General features: G+C 32.6%; 16 protein-coding genes. 6 read left to right on the top strand and 10 right to left on the bottom strand.

The window, feature by feature from the left end:
* Positions 1 to 11: 11 nt before the first annotated feature.
* From UEQ13_RS13520 to UEQ13_RS13505, 4 genes are all read left to right on the top strand, one after another.
* Complete coding sequence (locus UEQ13_RS13520) at positions 12 to 2,117, top strand: M13 family metallopeptidase (RefSeq protein WP_329806862.1); 2,106 nt, start codon at positions 12 to 14, stop codon at positions 2,115 to 2,117.
* 57 nt (positions 2,118 to 2,174) lie between these two features.
* Positions 2,175 to 2,549, top strand: a complete 375-nt coding sequence (gene rnpA / locus UEQ13_RS13515) for a ribonuclease P protein component (RefSeq protein WP_329806861.1) — start codon at positions 2,175 to 2,177, stop codon at positions 2,547 to 2,549.
* A 64-nt stretch (positions 2,550 to 2,613) separates the two neighbouring features.
* Positions 2,614 to 4,248: a S41 family peptidase gene (locus tag UEQ13_RS13510; protein WP_329806860.1), complete on the top strand. Its 1,635-nt coding sequence runs from the start codon at positions 2,614 to 2,616 to the stop codon at positions 4,246 to 4,248.
* A 9-nt stretch (positions 4,249 to 4,257) separates the two neighbouring features.
* Entirely contained in the window at positions 4,258 to 5,079 is an 822-nt protein-coding gene (locus tag UEQ13_RS13505) for an OmpA family protein (RefSeq protein WP_329806859.1), read from the top strand.
* A gap of 68 nt (positions 5,080 to 5,147) precedes the next feature.
* Here the strand turns inward: UEQ13_RS13505 and UEQ13_RS13500 are convergent, their stop codons facing one another.
* The 5 genes from UEQ13_RS13500 to UEQ13_RS13480 all read right to left on the bottom strand — a co-directional run bounded on the left by UEQ13_RS13500 (position 5,148) and on the right by UEQ13_RS13480 (position 10,312).
* Entirely contained in the window at positions 5,148 to 5,591 is a 444-nt protein-coding gene (locus UEQ13_RS13500) for a GNAT family N-acetyltransferase (RefSeq protein ID WP_329806858.1), read from the bottom strand.
* 52 nt (positions 5,592 to 5,643) lie between these two features.
* On the bottom strand, positions 5,644 to 5,949 hold the full coding sequence (locus UEQ13_RS13495) for a GIY-YIG nuclease family protein (protein WP_329806857.1): 306 nt from the start codon (positions 5,947 to 5,949) through the stop codon (positions 5,644 to 5,646).
* 45 nt (positions 5,950 to 5,994) lie between these two features.
* Positions 5,995 to 6,972 carry a DUF4837 family protein gene (locus tag UEQ13_RS13490; RefSeq protein WP_329806856.1) on the bottom strand — a complete coding sequence of 326 codons (978 nt, stop codon included), beginning with the start codon at positions 6,970 to 6,972 and terminating at the stop codon, positions 5,995 to 5,997.
* 205 nt (positions 6,973 to 7,177) lie between these two features.
* Positions 7,178 to 8,902, bottom strand: coding sequence for a lytic transglycosylase domain-containing protein (locus UEQ13_RS13485; RefSeq protein WP_329806855.1), 1,725 nt, complete (start codon positions 8,900 to 8,902; stop codon positions 7,178 to 7,180).
* Between the two features lie 222 nt (positions 8,903 to 9,124).
* Positions 9,125 to 10,312: a phosphoglycerate kinase gene (locus UEQ13_RS13480; RefSeq protein ID WP_329806854.1), complete on the bottom strand. Its 1,188-nt coding sequence runs from the start codon at positions 10,310 to 10,312 to the stop codon at positions 9,125 to 9,127.
* Between the two features lie 102 nt (positions 10,313 to 10,414).
* On the opposite strand from UEQ13_RS13480, the gene UEQ13_RS13475 reads away from it, so the two are divergent.
* Positions 10,415 to 11,572 (top strand): DNA polymerase III subunit, encoded by a 1,158-nt coding sequence (locus UEQ13_RS13475; protein ID WP_329806853.1) that lies wholly within the window; start codon positions 10,415 to 10,417, stop codon positions 11,570 to 11,572.
* Positions 11,573 to 11,778: 206 nt separating this feature from the next.
* On the top strand, positions 11,779 to 12,156 hold the full coding sequence (locus UEQ13_RS13470) for a DoxX family membrane protein (RefSeq protein WP_329806852.1): 378 nt from the start codon (positions 11,779 to 11,781) through the stop codon (positions 12,154 to 12,156).
* A gap of 80 nt (positions 12,157 to 12,236) precedes the next feature.
* Here the strand turns inward: UEQ13_RS13470 and UEQ13_RS13465 are convergent, their stop codons facing one another.
* From UEQ13_RS13465 to mnmG, 5 genes are all read right to left on the bottom strand, one after another.
* A complete protein-coding gene (locus UEQ13_RS13465) occupies positions 12,237 to 12,545 on the bottom strand; it encodes a GIY-YIG nuclease family protein (RefSeq protein ID WP_329806851.1) in 309 nt (102 codons plus the stop codon).
* 89 nt (positions 12,546 to 12,634) lie between these two features.
* Positions 12,635 to 14,914, bottom strand: coding sequence for a helix-turn-helix domain-containing protein (locus UEQ13_RS13460; protein ID WP_329806850.1), 2,280 nt, complete (start codon positions 14,912 to 14,914; stop codon positions 12,635 to 12,637).
* Positions 14,915 to 14,973: 59 nt separating this feature from the next.
* The gene (locus UEQ13_RS13455; RefSeq protein ID WP_329806849.1) at positions 14,974 to 15,525 is read right to left on the bottom strand and encodes an OmpH family outer membrane protein; all 552 of its coding nucleotides are present in this window, start codon (positions 15,523 to 15,525) and stop codon (positions 14,974 to 14,976) included.
* A gap of 297 nt (positions 15,526 to 15,822) precedes the next feature.
* Entirely contained in the window at positions 15,823 to 16,671 is an 849-nt protein-coding gene (locus UEQ13_RS13450; protein ID WP_329806848.1) for a class I SAM-dependent methyltransferase, read from the bottom strand.
* 127 nt (positions 16,672 to 16,798) lie between these two features.
* Positions 16,799 to 18,670: a tRNA uridine-5-carboxymethylaminomethyl(34) synthesis enzyme MnmG gene (mnmG, locus tag UEQ13_RS13445; RefSeq protein ID WP_329806847.1), complete on the bottom strand. Its 1,872-nt coding sequence runs from the start codon at positions 18,668 to 18,670 to the stop codon at positions 16,799 to 16,801.
* Between the last annotated feature and the right edge of the window lie 33 nt (positions 18,671 to 18,703).

Here is an 18,703-nt window from a genome sequence, read left to right as displayed (position 1 = left end):
TACTAAACCTTATGAAAAACAAAATTTTAATATTGAGTACTCTACAGCTAATTGTACTTTTTCAAAGTTGTTCCATTTCAATTGGATCAGGAAAAGATGGACTACCAGGAAAAGATGGACTACCAGGAGAAGCAGCTAATTCAAAAAAATACGGAATTCATACCGAATATATGGATACTTCCGTAAAACCAAATGAAGATTTTTTTAGATATGTAAACGGAACTTGGTTAGACAACACTGAAATTCCAGCCGACAGAACACGTTGGGGAAGTTTTGATGAGTTAAGAAAAAACACGGATGACGATGTAATGGCTATTTTGAACGAAGCAGTTGCTAATAAAAATTTAGATCCAAAATCAGATCAAGCCAAAGCTGTAAACTTATACAAAGCAATTTTAGATACCATTTCTAGAAATAAATTAGGAATTACGCCTATCCAACCTTATTTAACAAAAATTAATGCTATTAAAAACAGTGGTGATTTAATGAATCTTTTAGTAGACACAAAAGCTGATGCTAATTTAGGTTTCTTCAGTGCATTTGTTAGTGCTGATGCTAAAAATAGCAATAAAAACGTGGTATATGTTGGAACTGGAAGCTTAGGTTTACCAGATAAAGATTACTACATGTCTGACAAACCAGACACCAAAGAAAAAAGAGAAAAATACGTGTTACATGTTGCTAAAATGTTCGGATATTTAGGTATGGATGCTAAAACAGCTTCTGAAAAAGCAACCAGAGTGTTAGCTTTCGAAACATCTTTATCTGAACCAACTTTAGACAGAGTTGAAAGACGTGATAGAAGAAAAACCTACAATCCAATGTCTGTAGCAGATTTACAAAAAATGGCGCCATCAAACAATTGGAAAACGTATTTTGAAAAATCTGGTTTTACTAGTTTAGATTCTGTTGTGGTTTCTCAACCAAAATACATGACGAAATTAGATGAAATTCTTAAAGAAAATAAAGTTGAAGATTGGAAAGCTTACATGACATGGACACTTTTACGTTCGAATGCTGACGAATTAACTACAGAAATTGAAAAAACAGATTGGGATTTTTATAGTAAAACTTTATCTGGAGCCGTAAAACCAAGACCTGCAACAGAAAGAGCATTAGCGACTGTAAATGGGGTTTTAGGTGAAGCTTTAGGAAAACTTTATATTGAGAAAAAATTCCCAGCAGAAGCGAAAGCAAAAGCAGAAGCGATGATTGCCAACGTTTTTAAAGCGTATGAAAACAGAATTAATAATTTACCTTGGATGACACCAGCTACAAGAGCCAATGCCATCGTAAAATTAAAAAAATTCAGAGTAAAAATTGGCTATCCTGATACATGGAAAGATTATAGCGGCTTACAAATTAAAAGTCTTGAACAAGGAGGAACTTTATATGAAAACTCTTTAGCGATTAGTCGATGGAGCAATAAAGAAAACGTTTCAAAACTAGGAAAACCTGTAAACAAAGAAGAATGGGGCATGTCGCCACAAACCGTAAATGCATATTACAGTCCAACCAATAATGAAATTGTATTTCCTGCAGCGATTTTACAACCTCCATTTTACGATTATAGAGCAGATGAAGCAGTGAATTATGGTGGAATTGGTGGTGTTATCGGTCATGAAATTTCTCATGGTTTTGACGATTCAGGTTCAAGATATAACGCTGAAGGAAACTTAATCAACTGGTGGAGTGAAGATGATTTAAAACAATTCACTTCGTTAGGAACAGCTTTAGCAGATCAATATTCTGCTTTACAGCCTTTACCAGGAATTTATGTGGATGGAAAATTCACTTTAGGAGAAAATATTGGTGATTTAGGTGGTGTAAATGCAGCGTATGACGGTTTACAAATTTATTTGAAAGAAAAAGGAAACCCAGGTTTGATTGATGGTTTTTCTCCTGAACAACGTTTCTTCCTTTCTTGGGCAACCATTTGGAGAAGTAAAATGCGCGATGAAGCCATTAAAAATCAAGTGAAAACAGATACTCATTCGCCAGGACAATACCGTGCGTATGTGCCACTTCAAAATATTGAATCTTTCTACAAAGCTTTTGGTATTAAAGAAGGAGACAAAATGTATATCGCTCCTGAAAAAAGAGTGAAAATTTGGTAAAAAATCTAAAGCCGTCTTGCTAAAAACAAGATGGCTTTTTTTTTATACATTTGCGGCATGCAATTTTCTTACCCAAAAAACGAAAAACTTAAAAGCCATAAAACAATTGACCGTTTGTTTTCTGAAGGAAAATCCGTGTCGAAATATCCGCTACGATTAGTCTATGTGGAAAATACGGAGGAACAAAATTCAGAAAAAGTTTTAATGGGTGTTTCGGTTTCTAAAAAATATTTCAAAAAAGCTGTTGACCGAAATTACTTTAAAAGAGTTTTGAGAGAGTGCTACCGTTTGAATCAAAATTTATTGAAAGAAAACCTAAGCAAACCTTATGCTTTCATGTTTTTTTATCAAACCAAAGAAAAACTTTCGTACCAAGAAATTGAAGAAAAAACCATTCAATTGTTCCAAAAATTTAAGGAAACTGTGAAGTAAATCACAACTTTGGATTGGTTTTTGAAGATTTTAATTAAATTCGTAAAAAATTAAACTACAACTCATGGGTTTTCTAAATAAAAAAAAGGTAATTATTCCAACACTTGCGGCTGGTTTTTTATTTATTGCCGTAAGTTTTCAAAATGATTTTTTTGCCTTAGCGAAACAAATTGAAATCTTCACTAGCCTATATAAAACTGTCAATCAGAATTATGTAGATGAAACCAATGCTGGTAACTTAATGGATGTGGCGATAAAAAGCATGTTAGCCGAATTAGATCCGTACACGGTTTACTTTGACGAACAAGATGTGTTAAAATTTAAAATCAATAATACGGGAGAATATACCGGAATTGGTGCTTTAATCACTAGAAAAGACGATAAAATAATTCTAAAAGAAGTTTATCAAAACATGCCCGCCGACAAAGCTGGTTTTAGAGCAGGAGATATCATCACTCAAATTGGCGATGTGGTTTTAAAAGACTTTAAAGACGATGCCTCTCAATTGCTAAAAGGTGTCAAAAACACCAAAATTGATATTGTTTATTTCCGACAAGGAATAGAAAAAAAAGGACAAATTGTTTTAGACGAAGTAGAAATAAAAGCCGTTCCGTATTTTAAATTGTTAAGTGATAAAACGGGCTATATTGTACTTCAAAAATTTAACGAAAAAGCTTCTGCAGAAACTAAAGCAGCTTTATTAACTTTAAAAGAACAAGGTGCTACTAAAATTATATTAGATTTAAGAGACAATCCAGGAGGTTTGTTGCACGAAGCTGTAAATATTTGTAATTTATTCGTTGCTAAAGACGAGGTAATTACCACTACAAAATCTAAAAACACAGCTCATAATCATACCTACAAAACAAAAAATGCTCCAGTTGATACGGAAATTCCTTTAGCGATTATTGTCAACGATAGAAGTGCTTCTGCTTCAGAAATTGTTTCTGGTGCGTTGCAAGATTTAGATCGAGCGGTGATTGTTGGAAACAGAAGTTTCGGAAAAGGATTGGTACAACGTCCGTTTAATTTGACTTACGGCACTCAAGTAAAAGTTACAATTTCCAAATATTACACGCCTTCTGGAAGATGTATTCAAGCGACAGATTACAGTAAAAAAGATGCTAATGGAAAAGCAATAAAAACTTCAGAAAAAGAATTTAACGCCTTCAAAACTAAAGGTGGAAGAATCGTTTATGATGGTGGCGGCGTTTTACCTGATGTAGAAATTGCCGACATGAAAAAAAGCAACATCAGTTTAAGTATTGCCAATTCTGATGCGGTTTTTGAATTTGCGAATATCTTATTTTACCGAAATCCGTCGGCTAAAAGTGTAACAAGTATTTCAGATGCGGAATACAACGAGTTTAAAGCGTATTTAAAGAAAGAAAAAGTAGAAATAAGCACAAATATCGATAAATCATTAAAAAACCTGTTAGAAGCTGCTAAAAAAGATAAAATTGATGGAGATTTAACGGTTGAAATTAAACAACTAGAAACTGCAATTGAAAAATCTAAAGACAAAGAATTAGATAAAAATAAAGACGAAATCAAACGTTTGCTTTTGCAAGAATTATTATTGAGATACGGTTACCGAACTGCATTTTACGATTATGTTTCTACCAAGTATTCTGACGTTTTAAAAGCACAAGAAATTGTAAATAATCCAACTGAATATAATAAAATTTTAAAAAAATAAGATACTAAAATGAAGAAGTTTGTATTTGCCCTAGTATTACTTTCCACATTTATTGGTTTTTCTCAAGAACAAACCGTTCACTCCATTTATTTCGATACGGATGTTCGTGAAATTAAACAATTGCAATCAGAAGCCGTTGTACATTTTTTAAGTTTAATTGATACCACACGTTTAGAAAGCGTTTCAATATATGGTTATTGTGACGATGTGGGAAAAGTAGATTACAACTACAAATTATCACAAGACAGAGCCAATAGCGTGAAAACTATGTTGGTAAAAAAAGGGGTGAAGTATAAAATCATCGTTAAAATTGAAGGAAAAGGAAAAGTAATGATCGACGAAGATTTGGAAGAAAATGTTCCAGATGCGCGTTCTAAAAACCGTCGTGTAGATGTAGTATTAAACTTCAAACCTTTTGTGGTGGAAGATTTACATATTCCTGGATTATATTCTACGATTAGAAAAAATGCTTTGGTGGGCGACAGAGTATATTTAGATAAATTACTTTTTGATGCCGGAAGCAGTAAACTAAAAGAAAGCGCTAAAAAAGAATTAGATAAAATTACCATTCTTTTAAAAAGATTTCCAAACTTAAACATCGAAATTCAAGGACATGTTTGTTGTACACCAACATTCCATAAAGAAGCGATTGATAGAGATACTCGAAAACGAGAACTTTCTAAAAACCGTGCTGAAAGAGTTTACAAATATTTACAAACTCGCGGAATTGGGAAAGCCCGATTAACTTTCAAAGGCTACGGAAACACACAACCACTAGGTAAAGGATCAGAATATGACCGAAGAGTTGAGTTGGTGATTACAAAAATTTAATCTGAACCAAGTTTAGATTCCAAAACATAAAAAATCCTGTCAAGTTGAGTTGAACAGGATTTTTTATTTTACACTTTCCTCATTTCAATATGCGGAATATCGTCTTCTAAATAACTTTCGCCAACGGTAACAAAACCATGACTTTCATAAAATTTCAGCAAATACAATTGTGCAGAAATGGTAATGTTCGTTTCATCAAACAAATCTTTTATTGCGGCAATAGAAGCTCGCATTAAATCGTGACCTAATTTTTTATCACGATGCGTTTCTTTTACAATTACACGTCCAATCGAACTATCTGCAAAATAGTCATTGGGTTTAAAAAGTCGGGAATACGCGGCTAAAACACCTTCGTAATAACCTAAAACGTGAATGGCTTTCTCGTCTTTGCCATCAATGTCTTGATACACGCAATTTTGCTCCACTACAAACACTTCTGAACGCAATTGTAGTATTTTGTATAGTTCTGTTATAGAAAGTTCTTTAAACGGCTTTATTTTGAATTGTATCATATTGTCATTGCGAGGCACGAAGCAATCTCATAATCAACTTCACGCTTCATTTTTAAATTATCATTATATCTTTAATTTCTTCATACAAATCTAACCATTGAGGATTCATATTTTCTATCAAGGAAACTTTATTTTGTCTAGAACCACCTTTTAGTTGTTTTTCTCTGGCAATTGCATCACCAATCATTTGAAATTGTTCATAATAAACTAATTTATTCAAATTATACCTTGCTGAAAATGAATTTTCATAACGTTTTTCAATATGTTCTAAAATTCGCTTTGGTAAATCTGAGGTAACTCCAATGTAGTAAGTAGTATTATATTTATTTGTAACAATGTAAATGAATCCGGGTTTCATATTTATTAAGATTATGAGATTGCTTCGTGCCTCGCAATGACTAAACTACAAAATTTTCGTAGATTTAATAATTGCTTCCATTTCAAATAGTAATTCTTTTTTGGAATGAACTGGATTGTAGGCAAAACCATCTATAATAATAAATCTTTTGCGTTTGTTGTCTCTAATAGCGAAATTCACATAAGGTCCATTCATGAAATCTTTATGAAATTCCCAATTGCCACGCATTTCATAAGCTACATTGTTTTGAATTTCAGTCGTATGAAAACTAGGATAATATGCTTGCTCTGTAATCATATAACTTCCATCCGTTTTTCCTAAAACATATTTTTTGGCTACTTGATTTCGAATAAATAAACTATTTGTTACCATAGCGTTTTTATTGTATAAAGCTGAAAAACTTGCGGTATAAATTAGCATGTTATTATAACCGGAACCGACTTCTTTTCGCAACCACAAAAAGTTTTCACCTTGTAAGCCTTTTTTATATTCTATTGGAATTTGAATGTCTACCGAAAACTGCTTTTTGATTTGTTTTTGCAACTTCGTATTGATTTTGTTTTTAGATAAAATCAAATTAATCTCCGAATTATAAAACGTGTTCATAATTTCTTTAGATGCAAGTTGCAGTTGGTTCAATAAAATTTCTTGGTTTTTCCCTTGAATCGTATAAATATTCTGGTTTTCAGCATATTTATTTTTCACATGTGTAGTTTGTGTTTTAAAACTCGAAGAGATTATCAAAATGTTTCTTGAAACCTTCGCATCTGAAGGAAAATAATTGGTATGAATAGGCATTAATGTAAAAACCGATTCACAATCGTGCAAACCTGTAATTGGAGCCGCAAATGTTTCTCTAATTTTTTCTCCTACTTTTCCATTCCAAAGGGATTGTGGAATTAAAACGGTAACCGAATTCTGATTCAAATACGGATTTTTAGCCACAAGCTCTTTTTTCTCCTTTTCGTTTTCAAAACAAGAAAGTAAGCAAAAGGAGATAAGTAAAAGAATTATTTTTTTCAAAGGGTGTTTTTTAATGAGGCTAATTTAAAATAAAAAACCACAATATTGATGTGAATATTGTGGTTTTTAAGAACTTTTATTTCTTCAGTTCAAGGATACTATGAAGGATGAATTGGATTGTATCGAGAACAACTCAATACTTTTACTATTGTCGATACATTTTGATTCGTAATCTCATCAAAACACTCGAATTGACGTAAAATTTTTAACCTTGAATTTTTAATTTCATTCCTGGTTGAATGTTGTCTGTTTTTAAATCGTTTTTCTTTTTTAAATCGTCTGCTGTTAAATTTGGAAACTTTCTTGTAATTGAAAAAATAGAATCTCCTTTTTGAACGATATAATAATCTTCTTTAATTTCAATTTTGCTTTTCGCAGAAGCGTATTTGTTTTCAGATTTAGCTTTAACTTGTTCTGTGTTTGAAATTTCTGTGTTTTCAGTAACGGCATTTTCAACTTCCGGCACAATAACTTCTGATTTTTTCTTAGGCTTTTTAATCACTTCATTAACCGTGACTTTCTTGGTAGTTTGAATCACCAAACTTTGTCCAGCATTGATAGTACTTCCTTTGATGTTGTTCCATTTTCTTAAATCGGAAATAGACACATTGTTTTTATCTGCAATGACACCAAGTGATTCACCTGATTTTACTTTATGATAATTTTTACTAACGACTTCTTTCGTGCGCTTTTTTATGACTTCTTCGTATTCCGTAGGCTCATTGCTTTTCATTTTGAAATTAGAAGCCACCGCTATAGAATCTTTTTTGGCAATACTGTCTCGTTTTCTTAGTTGAGCCAATTGAATGTTATTGATTTTTTCTTGTTCTAAATATGCTAAATACCCATAAATTTTTTCTTCATTTGAAACAAAAATTCCAATTTTATTTTTCGGTAAACGCAAGTAAAAATGCTCATCACCAAAAGAAGGAATGTATTTCGACTTGTATATCGGATTTAAATATTCTAATTGTTCTTCAGAAATATCTAATAAATCAGATAATTGTTTGAAAGTCATGGCGTGTTTTACCATTACAGTATCTGTTTCTGCATATTTCATTTCTGCTTTATGAGGCACTAAACCGTGTTCTTTTTTGAACTCGTAAATGTACATCGTAGCTAAAAACGCAGGTAAATAATTAGCCGTTTCTTGTGGTAAATATTTTCTAATTTCCCAATAATCTGTTTTTCCGCCAGAACGTCTAATCGCTTTGGAAACATTTCCTGGTCCGCAATTGTACGACGCCAAAACCAAACTCCAATCGCCAAAAATTTCATACATGTTCATCATGTAATGACAAGCTGCTTCTGTTGATTTTATTGGATCGTGACGCTCATCCACATACGTTGTGATGTCTAATTTATATTGTTTACCAGTAGCTGGCATAAATTGCCATAAACCACCGGCACCTACTTTAGATTTTGCTTTCGGTTGTAACGCCGATTCAACAATCGCTAAATATTTGATTTCTAAAGGTAAATTGTATTTTGATAATTTTTCTTCGAAAAGTGGGAAATAATATTCCGCAATAGCCATTTGTCTTTCAAAACTTTTAGATCTGTTTTTTAAAAACGATTTGATTACGTTTTCTAAAGCTGGATTGTATTCAATTACGAAAGGCGATTGCACGTCTAATTTGTGTAAACGTTTTTTAAGTAATTCGGTATCTAAATCATACGATACTTTTTCATCGATGTTTAGGTTTTCAATATCGAAAAACATTTCGTTTGATAGCGTGGCATCTGACAATTCTTTCGTCCATCTTTGGTCGATACAAGCACTAGTTTCGTGGTTGTTGAACGTCTTTTTAAGAGAATCTAAATACGATACTTTAGGTTCAAAAAAGGTGGGTTTTGTTTCAATATTTTCCTGTGCTAACACTCCGTTTGAAAACAGAAAACCAGCTGCAAGTACAATTAAATTCTTCATTTATTTATATGTTTTTTCTCCATAACTACCGGAGCATTTTATCTAAATCATTAGTATACAATTACTTGTATGAACGCAAATATATTTTATTTATTGTTAAACGCCCAATTTTTAACGTTTAAAATCGGAATTTAACGTTTTTTTAGATTTTTGGCGATATATTTAAAAACCCTCCGAGAGTTTTGAACTCTTGGAGGGTAATGTTATTAATAGAATTAATTTCTACTTCAAAATAGCCGCAATTCCAGGTAACGTCTTTCCTTCTAACATTTCCAACATCGCGCCACCGCCCGTAGAAACGTAGCTCATTTTGTCTTCTAAGCCAAATTGTTTTACAGCTGCAACACTATCACCACCGCCCACTAAAGAGAAACATCCGTTTTTAGTTGATTCTGCAATAAAATCTCCTAAAGTAATCGTTCCGTTAGCAAAAGCTGGTAATTCAAACACACCAATTGGTCCATTCCAAAGGATAGTTTTCGAACTTAAAACCACTTCTTTTAATTGTTCTAATGTTTTCGGACCAGCATCTAAACCTTGCCATCCAGCAGGAATTTCAGCTACATTTACAATTTGCGTATTCGCATCATTTGAAAACGAATCTGCAATTACCACATCAATTGGCAAGTGAATTTTCACGCCTTTTGCTGTCGCTTGTTTCATGATGTCTAAAGCCAATTCCATTTTGTCATCTTCACAAATAGAATTTCCAATGTTTCCACCCATCGCTTTGATAAATGTAAATGTCATTCCGCCACCAATAATCATGTGGTCGACTTTATCTAAAATGTTTTCAATAATCGTAATTTTAGAAGAAACTTTACTTCCTCCAAGTATTGCTGTAACTGGTTTTTCAGAGTTTTTTAATACTTTATTGATGCTTTCAATTTCTTTCGCTAATAAAGCTCCGAAACATTTATCATTTGGAAATTCGTTAGCAATAATTGTTGTGGAAGCGTGTGCTCTGTGCGCCGTTCCGAAAGCATCGTTTACATACACATCGCCTAAACTCGCTAATTCTTTAGAAAAACCAACATCTCCAGCTTCTTCTTCCGGATAAAAACGTAAATTTTCTAACAATAAAATCTCTCCGTTTTGTAAATTGGCAGCCGCTTCTTTGGCGATTTCACCTCTACAATCTGACGCAAATTTTACTTTTTTTCCTAAAACTTCTTCAATTTTGTATACGATATGACTTAACGAATATTTGTCTTCTTTACCTTTTGGTCTTCCTAAATGCGACATTAAAATTACCGAACCACCATCGTTTAAAATTTTATCGATTGTTGGTTTTGCAGCTTCAATTCGATTCGCATCTGTCACTTTAAAATTTTCATCTAAAGGCACATTAAAATCTACACGGATTAAAGCTTTTTTGTTGTTAAAATTGATGTCGAAAATAGTTTTCATAAATTTATTTTTTATTGTTGTTGTTTGTTTTTTCACTTAAAGAGAATTGCAAATATAAAAGTTTGATTTTAAACCAAGATAAAAATCTCTTATATTTGCTCGATGCTTTTTAACGACATACTTGGTCAAGACCACATTAAAAACTTTTTAATTACTACTGCCAACGTAGGAAGAATTCCACACGCCCAATTGTTTATTGGTCCAGAAGGTTCTGGAACGTTGCCAATGGCGATTGCGTATGCACAATATATTTTGTGTAGCAATACTGATGGCGAAAACAATACAGGAAAATCGGCATGTAATTTAAAATTCGACAATTATTCGCATCCCGATATGCATTTTGTGTATCCAATTACCACGACAGATGATGTCAAAGGTGATAATGTAGTCAGTGCGAATTTCTTAGAACATTGGAGAAGTTTCTTAAAGGAAAATCCGTATGCCAGTTTATTCGACTGGTATAAAAAATTAGAAATTCCGAAAAAACAAGGGATTATTAGCGTTAAAGAATCGGCGGCCATCAATAAAAATTTGTCCTTAAAAGCTTACGAAGGTGGTTATAAAGTCATGATCATTTGGATGGCCGATAAAATGAGAACTGACGCAGCCAATAAATTACTGAAATTATTGGAAGAACCGCCAGAAAAAACGGTTTTCATTTTAATTTCTGAAAGTATTGACGATTTATTACAAACGATTATTTCTCGTTGTCAGGTTGTTGATTTTTTGGCGTTGCCGGAACAAGTGATTACTGAAAAATTAATTTCGAAACATCAAGTCGATGCGAATTTAGCTAAAAAAATCGCCCATCAAAGTGAAGGAAATTATAACAAAGCCTTGCATTTATTACACAAAGATGATGATGATAGTGTTTTTGAAGAATGGTTTATCAACTGGGTTCGTGCCGCATTTAAAGCGAGAGGAAATGCGAGTGTTATTTCCGATTTAATTGTTTGGAGCACCACAATTGCGAAGGAAGGAAGAGAAACGCAAAAGAATTTTTTACAATTTTGTATTCAGTTTTTCCGTCAAGCGTTGTTGTTGAATTATCAAACCAAAGATTTGGTGTATTTAGAACCGAATTTTGAGAATTTTAAACTAGAAAAATTTGCGCCTTTTATTCATGGAAATAACATTGTAGATATTTTCAAAGAATTAGAAGATGCGATTTATCATATTGAAAGAAACGGAAACAGTAATGTGATTTTAACCGATTTATCGATTAAGTTAACGCGATTGTTGCATAAAAAAGAAGTCTAAATTTACGAATTGAGATTTACGATTTACGAAAAATAGATTGACCACGAATTCACGAATTTTTTATTTTGAGAACTTTAAAAATTTAATTCGAATTAATTATCGACAAAGTCGATTTTAAGTTAATAGTAAAGATTTTTTTAATTCGTGAATTCGTGGCAAAAATTAATTATCAAAATAAAATTAAACAACCAAAAAAACAATAAACTATGAATGAATTTGCCCTTATTTTACTAGCTTTTTTAGCCATTACATTTTTACAATCTGGATACGATAAAATTGCGGATTGGAACGGAAATGTGAGTTGGTTAAAAGGTCATTTTTCTCAAACGTTCTTAAAAAACCAAGTGCCTTTTGCTTTACTAACTGTTTTAGCTTTAGAAATTGTTGCCGGAGTACTTTCTATTGTTGGAATTGCGGAAAATATAATGAGCGGCGCAACCATTATGGGAAATTATGCTTGTGTAGTTTCATGTGTAACGTTGTTGATGTTGCTTTTCGGACAACGTGTAGCGAAAGATTACGATGGCTCAAGAACTATTGTGATTTACTTAATTCCAGCTTTGATTGGTGTGTATTGGTTGTAAGATCCTTATAGGATAACTAACCAAAACACAAAGACTATCCACACAGTTTGTCATGCTGAAAGCATCTCACACAAGCCGAATCAAAATTTATCGTTTAGAAAATCTAAATTTGAATTTAAACTTTTAATTAGTTCAAATTTATTATCTCGTTTCATTAGTTTGATTTCTTTTTCTCGAGCAATTGCTTGTTGAACCCAACCATAATGTTCATAGTAAAGTAAAAATTCAACATTATATTTTGCTGTATAACTATTAGGATTTAGTTTTTCTTTATGTTCTTGTAATCTTCTTTTAAGATTATTAGTCATTCCTGTATAAAGAACAGTTTTGGCTTTATTTGTAATAATATAAACGTAGAAATTGTAAATTCCTTCTGTGAATTCGATCATTGATTTTGGCGGATATAGTTATATGTATTGTGGATGTGGATGACTTGAGACCCTTTCAGGGTGACAAACTGTGTGGTGAAAATGTATGCTTAATTCTCCAATCCCACTTTAAATAAACGCAACTCTTCCCAAGAGAAAGCGTCGCCGTGTTTTTCTTTTAATATTCCTAAACCTTCGCCGTTATAATCCTTGAAAACTTCTTGTAAAGCGGCAATTTTTTCATCGGACATAATATCAGAAATGGTTAAGGCTTCCATTTGAATTAACTTGGTAAAGTGCGAATAAATAGAGCTTACTGTTAATTTACGTTTGGCTGCGATTTCTTCAAGTGATAAATTTTCTTTCCAAAGATCTAAAGTAATTTCTATCGTATTTTTTTTAGGTTCCGTCGATTTTGCTTTTTTGGCTTTGGTTTTTTTACTGAAGGTTTCCGAATGATCTTTCTCTACAAAACCATCAATTTGCTTGAATTTTTCGGACAACGAACCAATTTTATTGATTTTATAAAACTTCATTTCGTCCGAAGACATGGTTTTTTTATTGAATTCAATTCCGTTGACTAAATTCTTAATCAACAACATTGATTTTTTTAATTGTAACACCGTTTTCACTTGGATTTCTTCCAATTCTAAAAGTTCGTCGTGGAACGTTTTGACTTTTTTCAAATTACTCACTTCTGCGATTTTCAACAACAAATCGGTAACTTGATAATCTAACGTTTTGAAATAATAGTGATAGGCTGCTTCGCATCTTTCTGCTAAAAACGGAATATCAATGGTTTCTTGGTAACAAATTTTCTGAATTTGATTGATGAATTTCTGCGAAGTATCAAACAAGGCAGCGACAATACTTTCATTCTGTTGTGCCCAAATTCGGTATTTAGACTTCTGAGAATTCGAAACTTCATCGTTATAGGAAAACAAATGATTGCGCCATTCTTGTGCCAATTGTCTGAAATCAAAACTTTTACATAATTCTAATCGTAAAAAATGTTTGGTTTCTAGTTCTAATGATTTCTCTAAAATGGTTTCATCGGCTTTGTTATTGGCGTAATTCAGCACTTCCGTATCCGAAGAAATGCCGTTTAATTGAATCGGAGAAAGTAAAATTAAGCCATTTAACGAACGAAGTCGGGATAAAGCCACATATGCTTGTCCGGGCGCAAAAACACGCGAAACATCTAACGCAGCGTTGTCGAAAGTTAAACCTTGACTCTTATGAACGGTAATCGCCCAAGCTAATTTTAAGGGATAATGACTAAAAGTTCCTACAACGGTTTCTTCAATCTCTTTGGTATCAGGGTTTACGGTGTATTTTATATTTTCCCAAGTGTATAAATCGACTTCAACGGTTTTATTTTCTTCAGGAAAATGGACTAAAATTTCTTTATCAGCTAACGAAGTAATCGTTCCGATTTTTCCGTTGAAATAATTTTTCTCAAAAGACGTATCGTTTTTAATAAACATGACTTGTGCTCCGACTTTTAAATCCATTTTGGGTTCAATCGGATAAATTTTATCTGGGAAATCTTCTACCAATTCTGGAAAATACGAAAAAGTTTTAGCTTTTAATTCCGCTAAAGCTTCTTTGTTGATTTCATCAGCTTTGGCGTTATGAGTCGTTACAATAATACAACCGTTATGGTTTTTTATATTGAAATCGGTTTGAACGTAATGGTTTAAGACCTCTATATTTTCCTTCGTAATTCTGTTATTTCGAAGATTGTTTAAAATGGAAATAAAGGTTTCATCATTTTGACGATAAATTTTATCTAATTCTATATATAACGGCGGATTCTGACGAATGACTTGCGAATGAAAAAAGAACATGCCTTGATAATAGTGCTTCAATTCGTACCAATCTTCTTGTTTGATAACGGGTGGTAATTGTAGTAAATCTCCTATAAATAAAACTTGTACACCACCAAAGGGTGCATCAACTCTACGAACTTTTTGCAGCATAAAATCAATCGCATCCAAAACATCAGGGCGAAGCATAGAAACTTCGTCGATGATTAGCAATTCTAAATTTAAAAGCACTTGCTTTTTGGTAGCGTTCATTCGGAAATGTTTACTAATCGTACTTTTGGTTTCGAATTTATGTTGATTTGAACCTGAGTTAACAACTTTATAATCAGGAATAAATGCAGCAAAAGGCAATTGAAACATGGAGTGAATTGTAACTCCACCAGCGTTTAGTGCAGCAATTCCAGTAGGAGCGACCACAACTGTGTTTTTGTGCGATGTAGCAATAATTTCTTTAAGAAGAGTTGTTTTACCTGTACCAGCTTTACCTGTTAAGAAAACAGATTTATTTGTCTGGTTGATAAATTGAAGTGTGTAATGAGCAGCTTTAGATAAATGTTCCACGTGGCGTATAGTTTAGATGACAAATATAAAAAAAGCCTTGATTTCTCAAGGCTTTCTTATTATTTTTTTTCTTTTGTTATTTTGTATTCTTCATTTAATTTTTTCAGCAACTTGTCTGTTAAATTATATGAATCCTTTGCATATATTACGTTTGGAGCAGCATCAGAAGTAGTAAAAATATAATCGAAACCTTCTTTTTTACCGTAAGCTTGAATGTATTTTTTTACATCACTTACTAATGAATCTTTTAAAGCTCCACCTTCCGTTTCAATTTGAGCCATAATTTGATTTCTTTCTTGCATTAAAGCTTGCTCTCTTTGTTGTAATTCACCAGCTTTTTGTTGCGCCCAAGCTTGACCGTTTGCTTGTGCTGCTTTTTGGAAACTTTTCATTTCAGCTTCTAATTGTTTTCCTTTTGCTTCTAATGGACGACCTAATTCTTCTGTTTTTACTTTAAATTTCTCGTTTTCATCAGTAAACTTTTCATATTTTTCTAATAAAACAGAGGTATCGATATAACCTGTTTTAAAATCTTCTTTTTTTGCAGTTGCAGTTTCTTGGCAAGAAATCATAGCTACACCTAATGCAACTAATACTAATAATTTTTTCATTTTTCTTATATTAATTTTTATTGAAATGAAATCCAAAAAGGAAATCGGGTTTTTTAATTTTGGTAAAAATAATAGGTTTCTTTTAAATTATTATTCTTTTTTGAAATTTTCTTTAAATAATAAAAAAACAGAAGAAAAACCCATTATAATAAAACCTTATGTATTTTTAAAATTACGATAAATAATTACTATTAAAAGTCGTTTATTTAAACCTTACTTATATGGAACATCTTTTTTTGGTAATATGTTTCGATGTTTTTAGGGTAAATCAGCTTTAAAATCGCTTTATTTTGCGTTTTACTTGTTTTTAATGATGTAAATGTGGGAAGAAAACTCCTTTTTAAACAATCCAGACACGTTTGAAACGAATCCGATGAAAAATCCTTTTACGAAACTCATTTTTCCGTTTTTGTATTTTTCAGACAAAAGCGATACATAAAAACTATCAAACCACATCGGTTTTACTTTTTTCAATTCCATATCCACATCTAAAAATAATCTTTTGATACTGGTTTTAGAGAAATGCCATAAATGTCGAGGCACATCATAAGCAGCCCAAAATTGTTTATAATAATTCGCATCATACGATTTGAAATTTGGAACTGCAATAATTATAGTTCCTGTTGGTTTTACAATTCGTTTTAAATTAGCAATGTATTCTTGCAAATTTGGAACGTGTTCTAAAACGTGCCACATCGTAACTACGTCAAAAGAATTTTCTGGTAAGGTAAAAATATCATCTGTAAAAGTTACGCCTTTATTAATTGCTAAATTTTTTGCTTCAGCATTCGGTTCGTAACCTAATATATCCCAACCTTGGTTTTTGGCTTCCACTAAAAAATCTCCAGTTCCAGATCCAATATCTAACAGTTTTCCTTTTTGATTTTGTTCAGAGGTAATTAAAGAGACTTTTCCTTTAATTGCATTTCGTTTAACTAAATGATAAATTTTTTCAAACAACGTACGTTTTCCGTCTGTGTGAGAAATATAATCTTCGCTTTCGTAATACTTTGGTAAAACATCTAACGATGGAGTAGGAGTTGTTTTTAATAAATCATATTCCTTGTTATGTAACAAAGAAAAGGTTTCTTTTGAAACCGAATGATCTTTAACTATAATAAACTGGTTTTCTTCTAAAAAATTCATTTTCTATTTTGGTCTTTATTTATAGGCTTTGACAAAGTTGTTTCACGTGGAACGTAAGATTTACGATTTTAGATTTGGGAATTACGAAACGTTTAAGTCGTACAACCAAAATCTCAAATCGCAACTTTTATCTTCCCATATGAATTAACAACACAGAAATATCACTTGGAGAAACTCCGCTAATTCTTGAGGCTTGTGCAATAGTTGTTGGACGTATTTTTGTAAGTTTCTGACGTGCTTCAATAGAAAGCGCTTTAATTTTATCGAAATCGTAATTATCTGGAATACGAACATCTTCTAAACGATTCACTTTATCAGCATGTACTTTTTCCTTTTCGATATAACCCGAATATTTCACTTGAATTTCTGCTTGCTCAATAACTTCTTGATCTAAATCATGTTCAGCGATATAATCAGTAACGGCTTCGAATTTTAAAATATCTTCTAAATCAATTTGCGGACGAGAAAACACTTTAAACATTTTATCACCTTGTGTCATCGGACTAGAACCTTTCGCTTCTAAAATCGGATTCGCCACAGCGGCTTTCACACTTGTTTCTTTAAAGAAAGTGACAAACTTATCTGAAGCGTCTAATTTATATTCCATTCTTTTCAAACGTTCTGGTTTAGCTAAACCAATAGCAAAACCTTTTGGCGTTAAACGTAAATCGGCATTATCTTGACGTAATAAAGTTCTGTACTCTGCACGAGAAGTAAACATACGATAAGGTTCTTCTGTTCCTTTCGTAATTAAATCGTCAATCAACACACCAATATACGCTTCATCACGTTTTAAAATTAAAGGTTCTTTATCTTGCACTTTTAATGCAGCATTTATTCCCGCCATTAAACCTTGAGAAGCTGCTTCTTCATAACCAGTAGTTCCATTAATTTGTCCAGCGAAATATAAACCGTTAATTAATTTTGTTTCTAAAGTATGCTTCAATTGCGTAGGAGGGAAGTAGTCGTATTCAATCGCATAACCTGGACGGAAGAATTTTACTTTTTCAAAACCTTCTACCGAACGCAACGCTTTAAATTGTACTTCTTCTGGAAGCGAAGTTGAAAATCCGTTTACATAAACCTCACATGTTTTCCAACCTTCAGGTTCTACGAAAAGTTGATGACGATCTTTATCTGCAAAACGATTAATTTTATCTTCAATAGACGGACAATATCTTGGACCGATAGATTTTATTCTACCGTTGAACATTGGACTTCTATCAAAACCTTCACGTAATAAATCGTGAACTTTTTCAGAAGTGTAGGTCATATAACAAGAGCGTTGTTCTGTTAATGGTTTTGTGATATCAGAATACGAAAATTTTGAAGGATTGACATCACCAGGTTGTTCAATCATTTTAGAATAATCTAAAGAACGACCATCTACTCGAGGTGGAGTTCCAGTTTTCATTCTTCCTGATTCGAAACCCATTTTCAATAAATCTTCTGTAATTCCGAAAGAAGCACTTTCACCAGCACGACCACCGCCAAATTGTTTGTCACCAATATGAATTAATCCATTCAAGAAAGTTCCATTCGTTAACACAACTGTTTTGGCTTTAATCTCCAAACCAAGCGAAGTTTTGATTCCGACAATTTCGTTTCCTTCTGATAAAATTCCAGAAACCATTTCTTGGTAAAAATCTAAATTAGGAGTTCCTTCTAACATCATTCTCCATTCTTCAGCGAAACGCATTCTGTCTGATTGACATCTTGGCGACCACATCGCAGGACCTTTTGAAAGATTCAACATCTTGAATTGAATTGCGGTCAAATCGGAAACAATTCCAGAATAACCACCTAATGCGTCAATTTCACGCACAATTTGTCCTTTTGCAATTCCTCCCATAGCAGGGTTACAAGACATTTGTGCAATGTTTTGAAGGTTCATTGTTACCAATAAAGTAGAGCACCCCATGTTTGCAGCAGCAGCAGCGGCTTCACAACCAGCATGACCCGCACCAACTACAATTACATCATATTTTTCTTGAAACATATATTTTGTTCCACGTGAAACACATGGATAAAT

The sequence above is a fragment of the Flavobacterium facile genome (genome assembly GCF_036321945.1).
Classification (GTDB): domain Bacteria; phylum Bacteroidota; class Bacteroidia; order Flavobacteriales; family Flavobacteriaceae; genus Flavobacterium; species Flavobacterium facile.
The sequence above is the reverse complement of the archived record's forward strand: the minus strand, read 5'-3'. Positions and strand labels throughout refer to the sequence as shown.

Coding starts and splice junctions, on each gene's coding strand:
- UEQ13_RS13510 (WP_329806860.1), top strand. CDS start 2,614: ATGGGTTTTCTAAATAAAAAAAAGGTAATTATTCCAACACTTGCGGCT.
- UEQ13_RS13470 (WP_329806852.1), top strand. CDS start 11,779: ATGAATGAATTTGCCCTTATTTTACTAGCTTTTTTAGCCATTACATTT.
- UEQ13_RS13455 (WP_329806849.1), bottom strand. CDS start 15,525: ATGAAAAAATTATTAGTATTAGTTGCATTAGGTGTAGCTATGATTTCT.
- UEQ13_RS13500 (WP_329806858.1), bottom strand. CDS start 5,591: ATGATACAATTCAAAATAAAGCCGTTTAAAGAACTTTCTATAACAGAA.
- UEQ13_RS13480 (WP_329806854.1), bottom strand. CDS start 10,312: ATGAAAACTATTTTCGACATCAATTTTAACAACAAAAAAGCTTTAATC.
- UEQ13_RS13475 (WP_329806853.1), top strand. CDS start 10,415: ATGCTTTTTAACGACATACTTGGTCAAGACCACATTAAAAACTTTTTA.
- rnpA (WP_329806861.1), top strand. CDS start 2,175: ATGCAATTTTCTTACCCAAAAAACGAAAAACTTAAAAGCCATAAAACA.
- UEQ13_RS13495 (WP_329806857.1), bottom strand. CDS start 5,949: ATGAAACCCGGATTCATTTACATTGTTACAAATAAATATAATACTACT.
- UEQ13_RS13465 (WP_329806851.1), bottom strand. CDS start 12,545: ATGATCGAATTCACAGAAGGAATTTACAATTTCTACGTTTATATTATT.
- UEQ13_RS13505 (WP_329806859.1), top strand. CDS start 4,258: ATGAAGAAGTTTGTATTTGCCCTAGTATTACTTTCCACATTTATTGGT.
- mnmG (WP_329806847.1), bottom strand. CDS start 18,670: ATGTTTCAAGAAAAATATGATGTAATTGTAGTTGGTGCGGGTCATGCT.
- UEQ13_RS13520 (WP_329806862.1), top strand. CDS start 12: ATGAAAAACAAAATTTTAATATTGAGTACTCTACAGCTAATTGTACTT.
- UEQ13_RS13485 (WP_329806855.1), bottom strand. CDS start 8,902: ATGAAGAATTTAATTGTACTTGCAGCTGGTTTTCTGTTTTCAAACGGA.
- UEQ13_RS13450 (WP_329806848.1), bottom strand. CDS start 16,671: ATGAATTTTTTAGAAGAAAACCAGTTTATTATAGTTAAAGATCATTCG.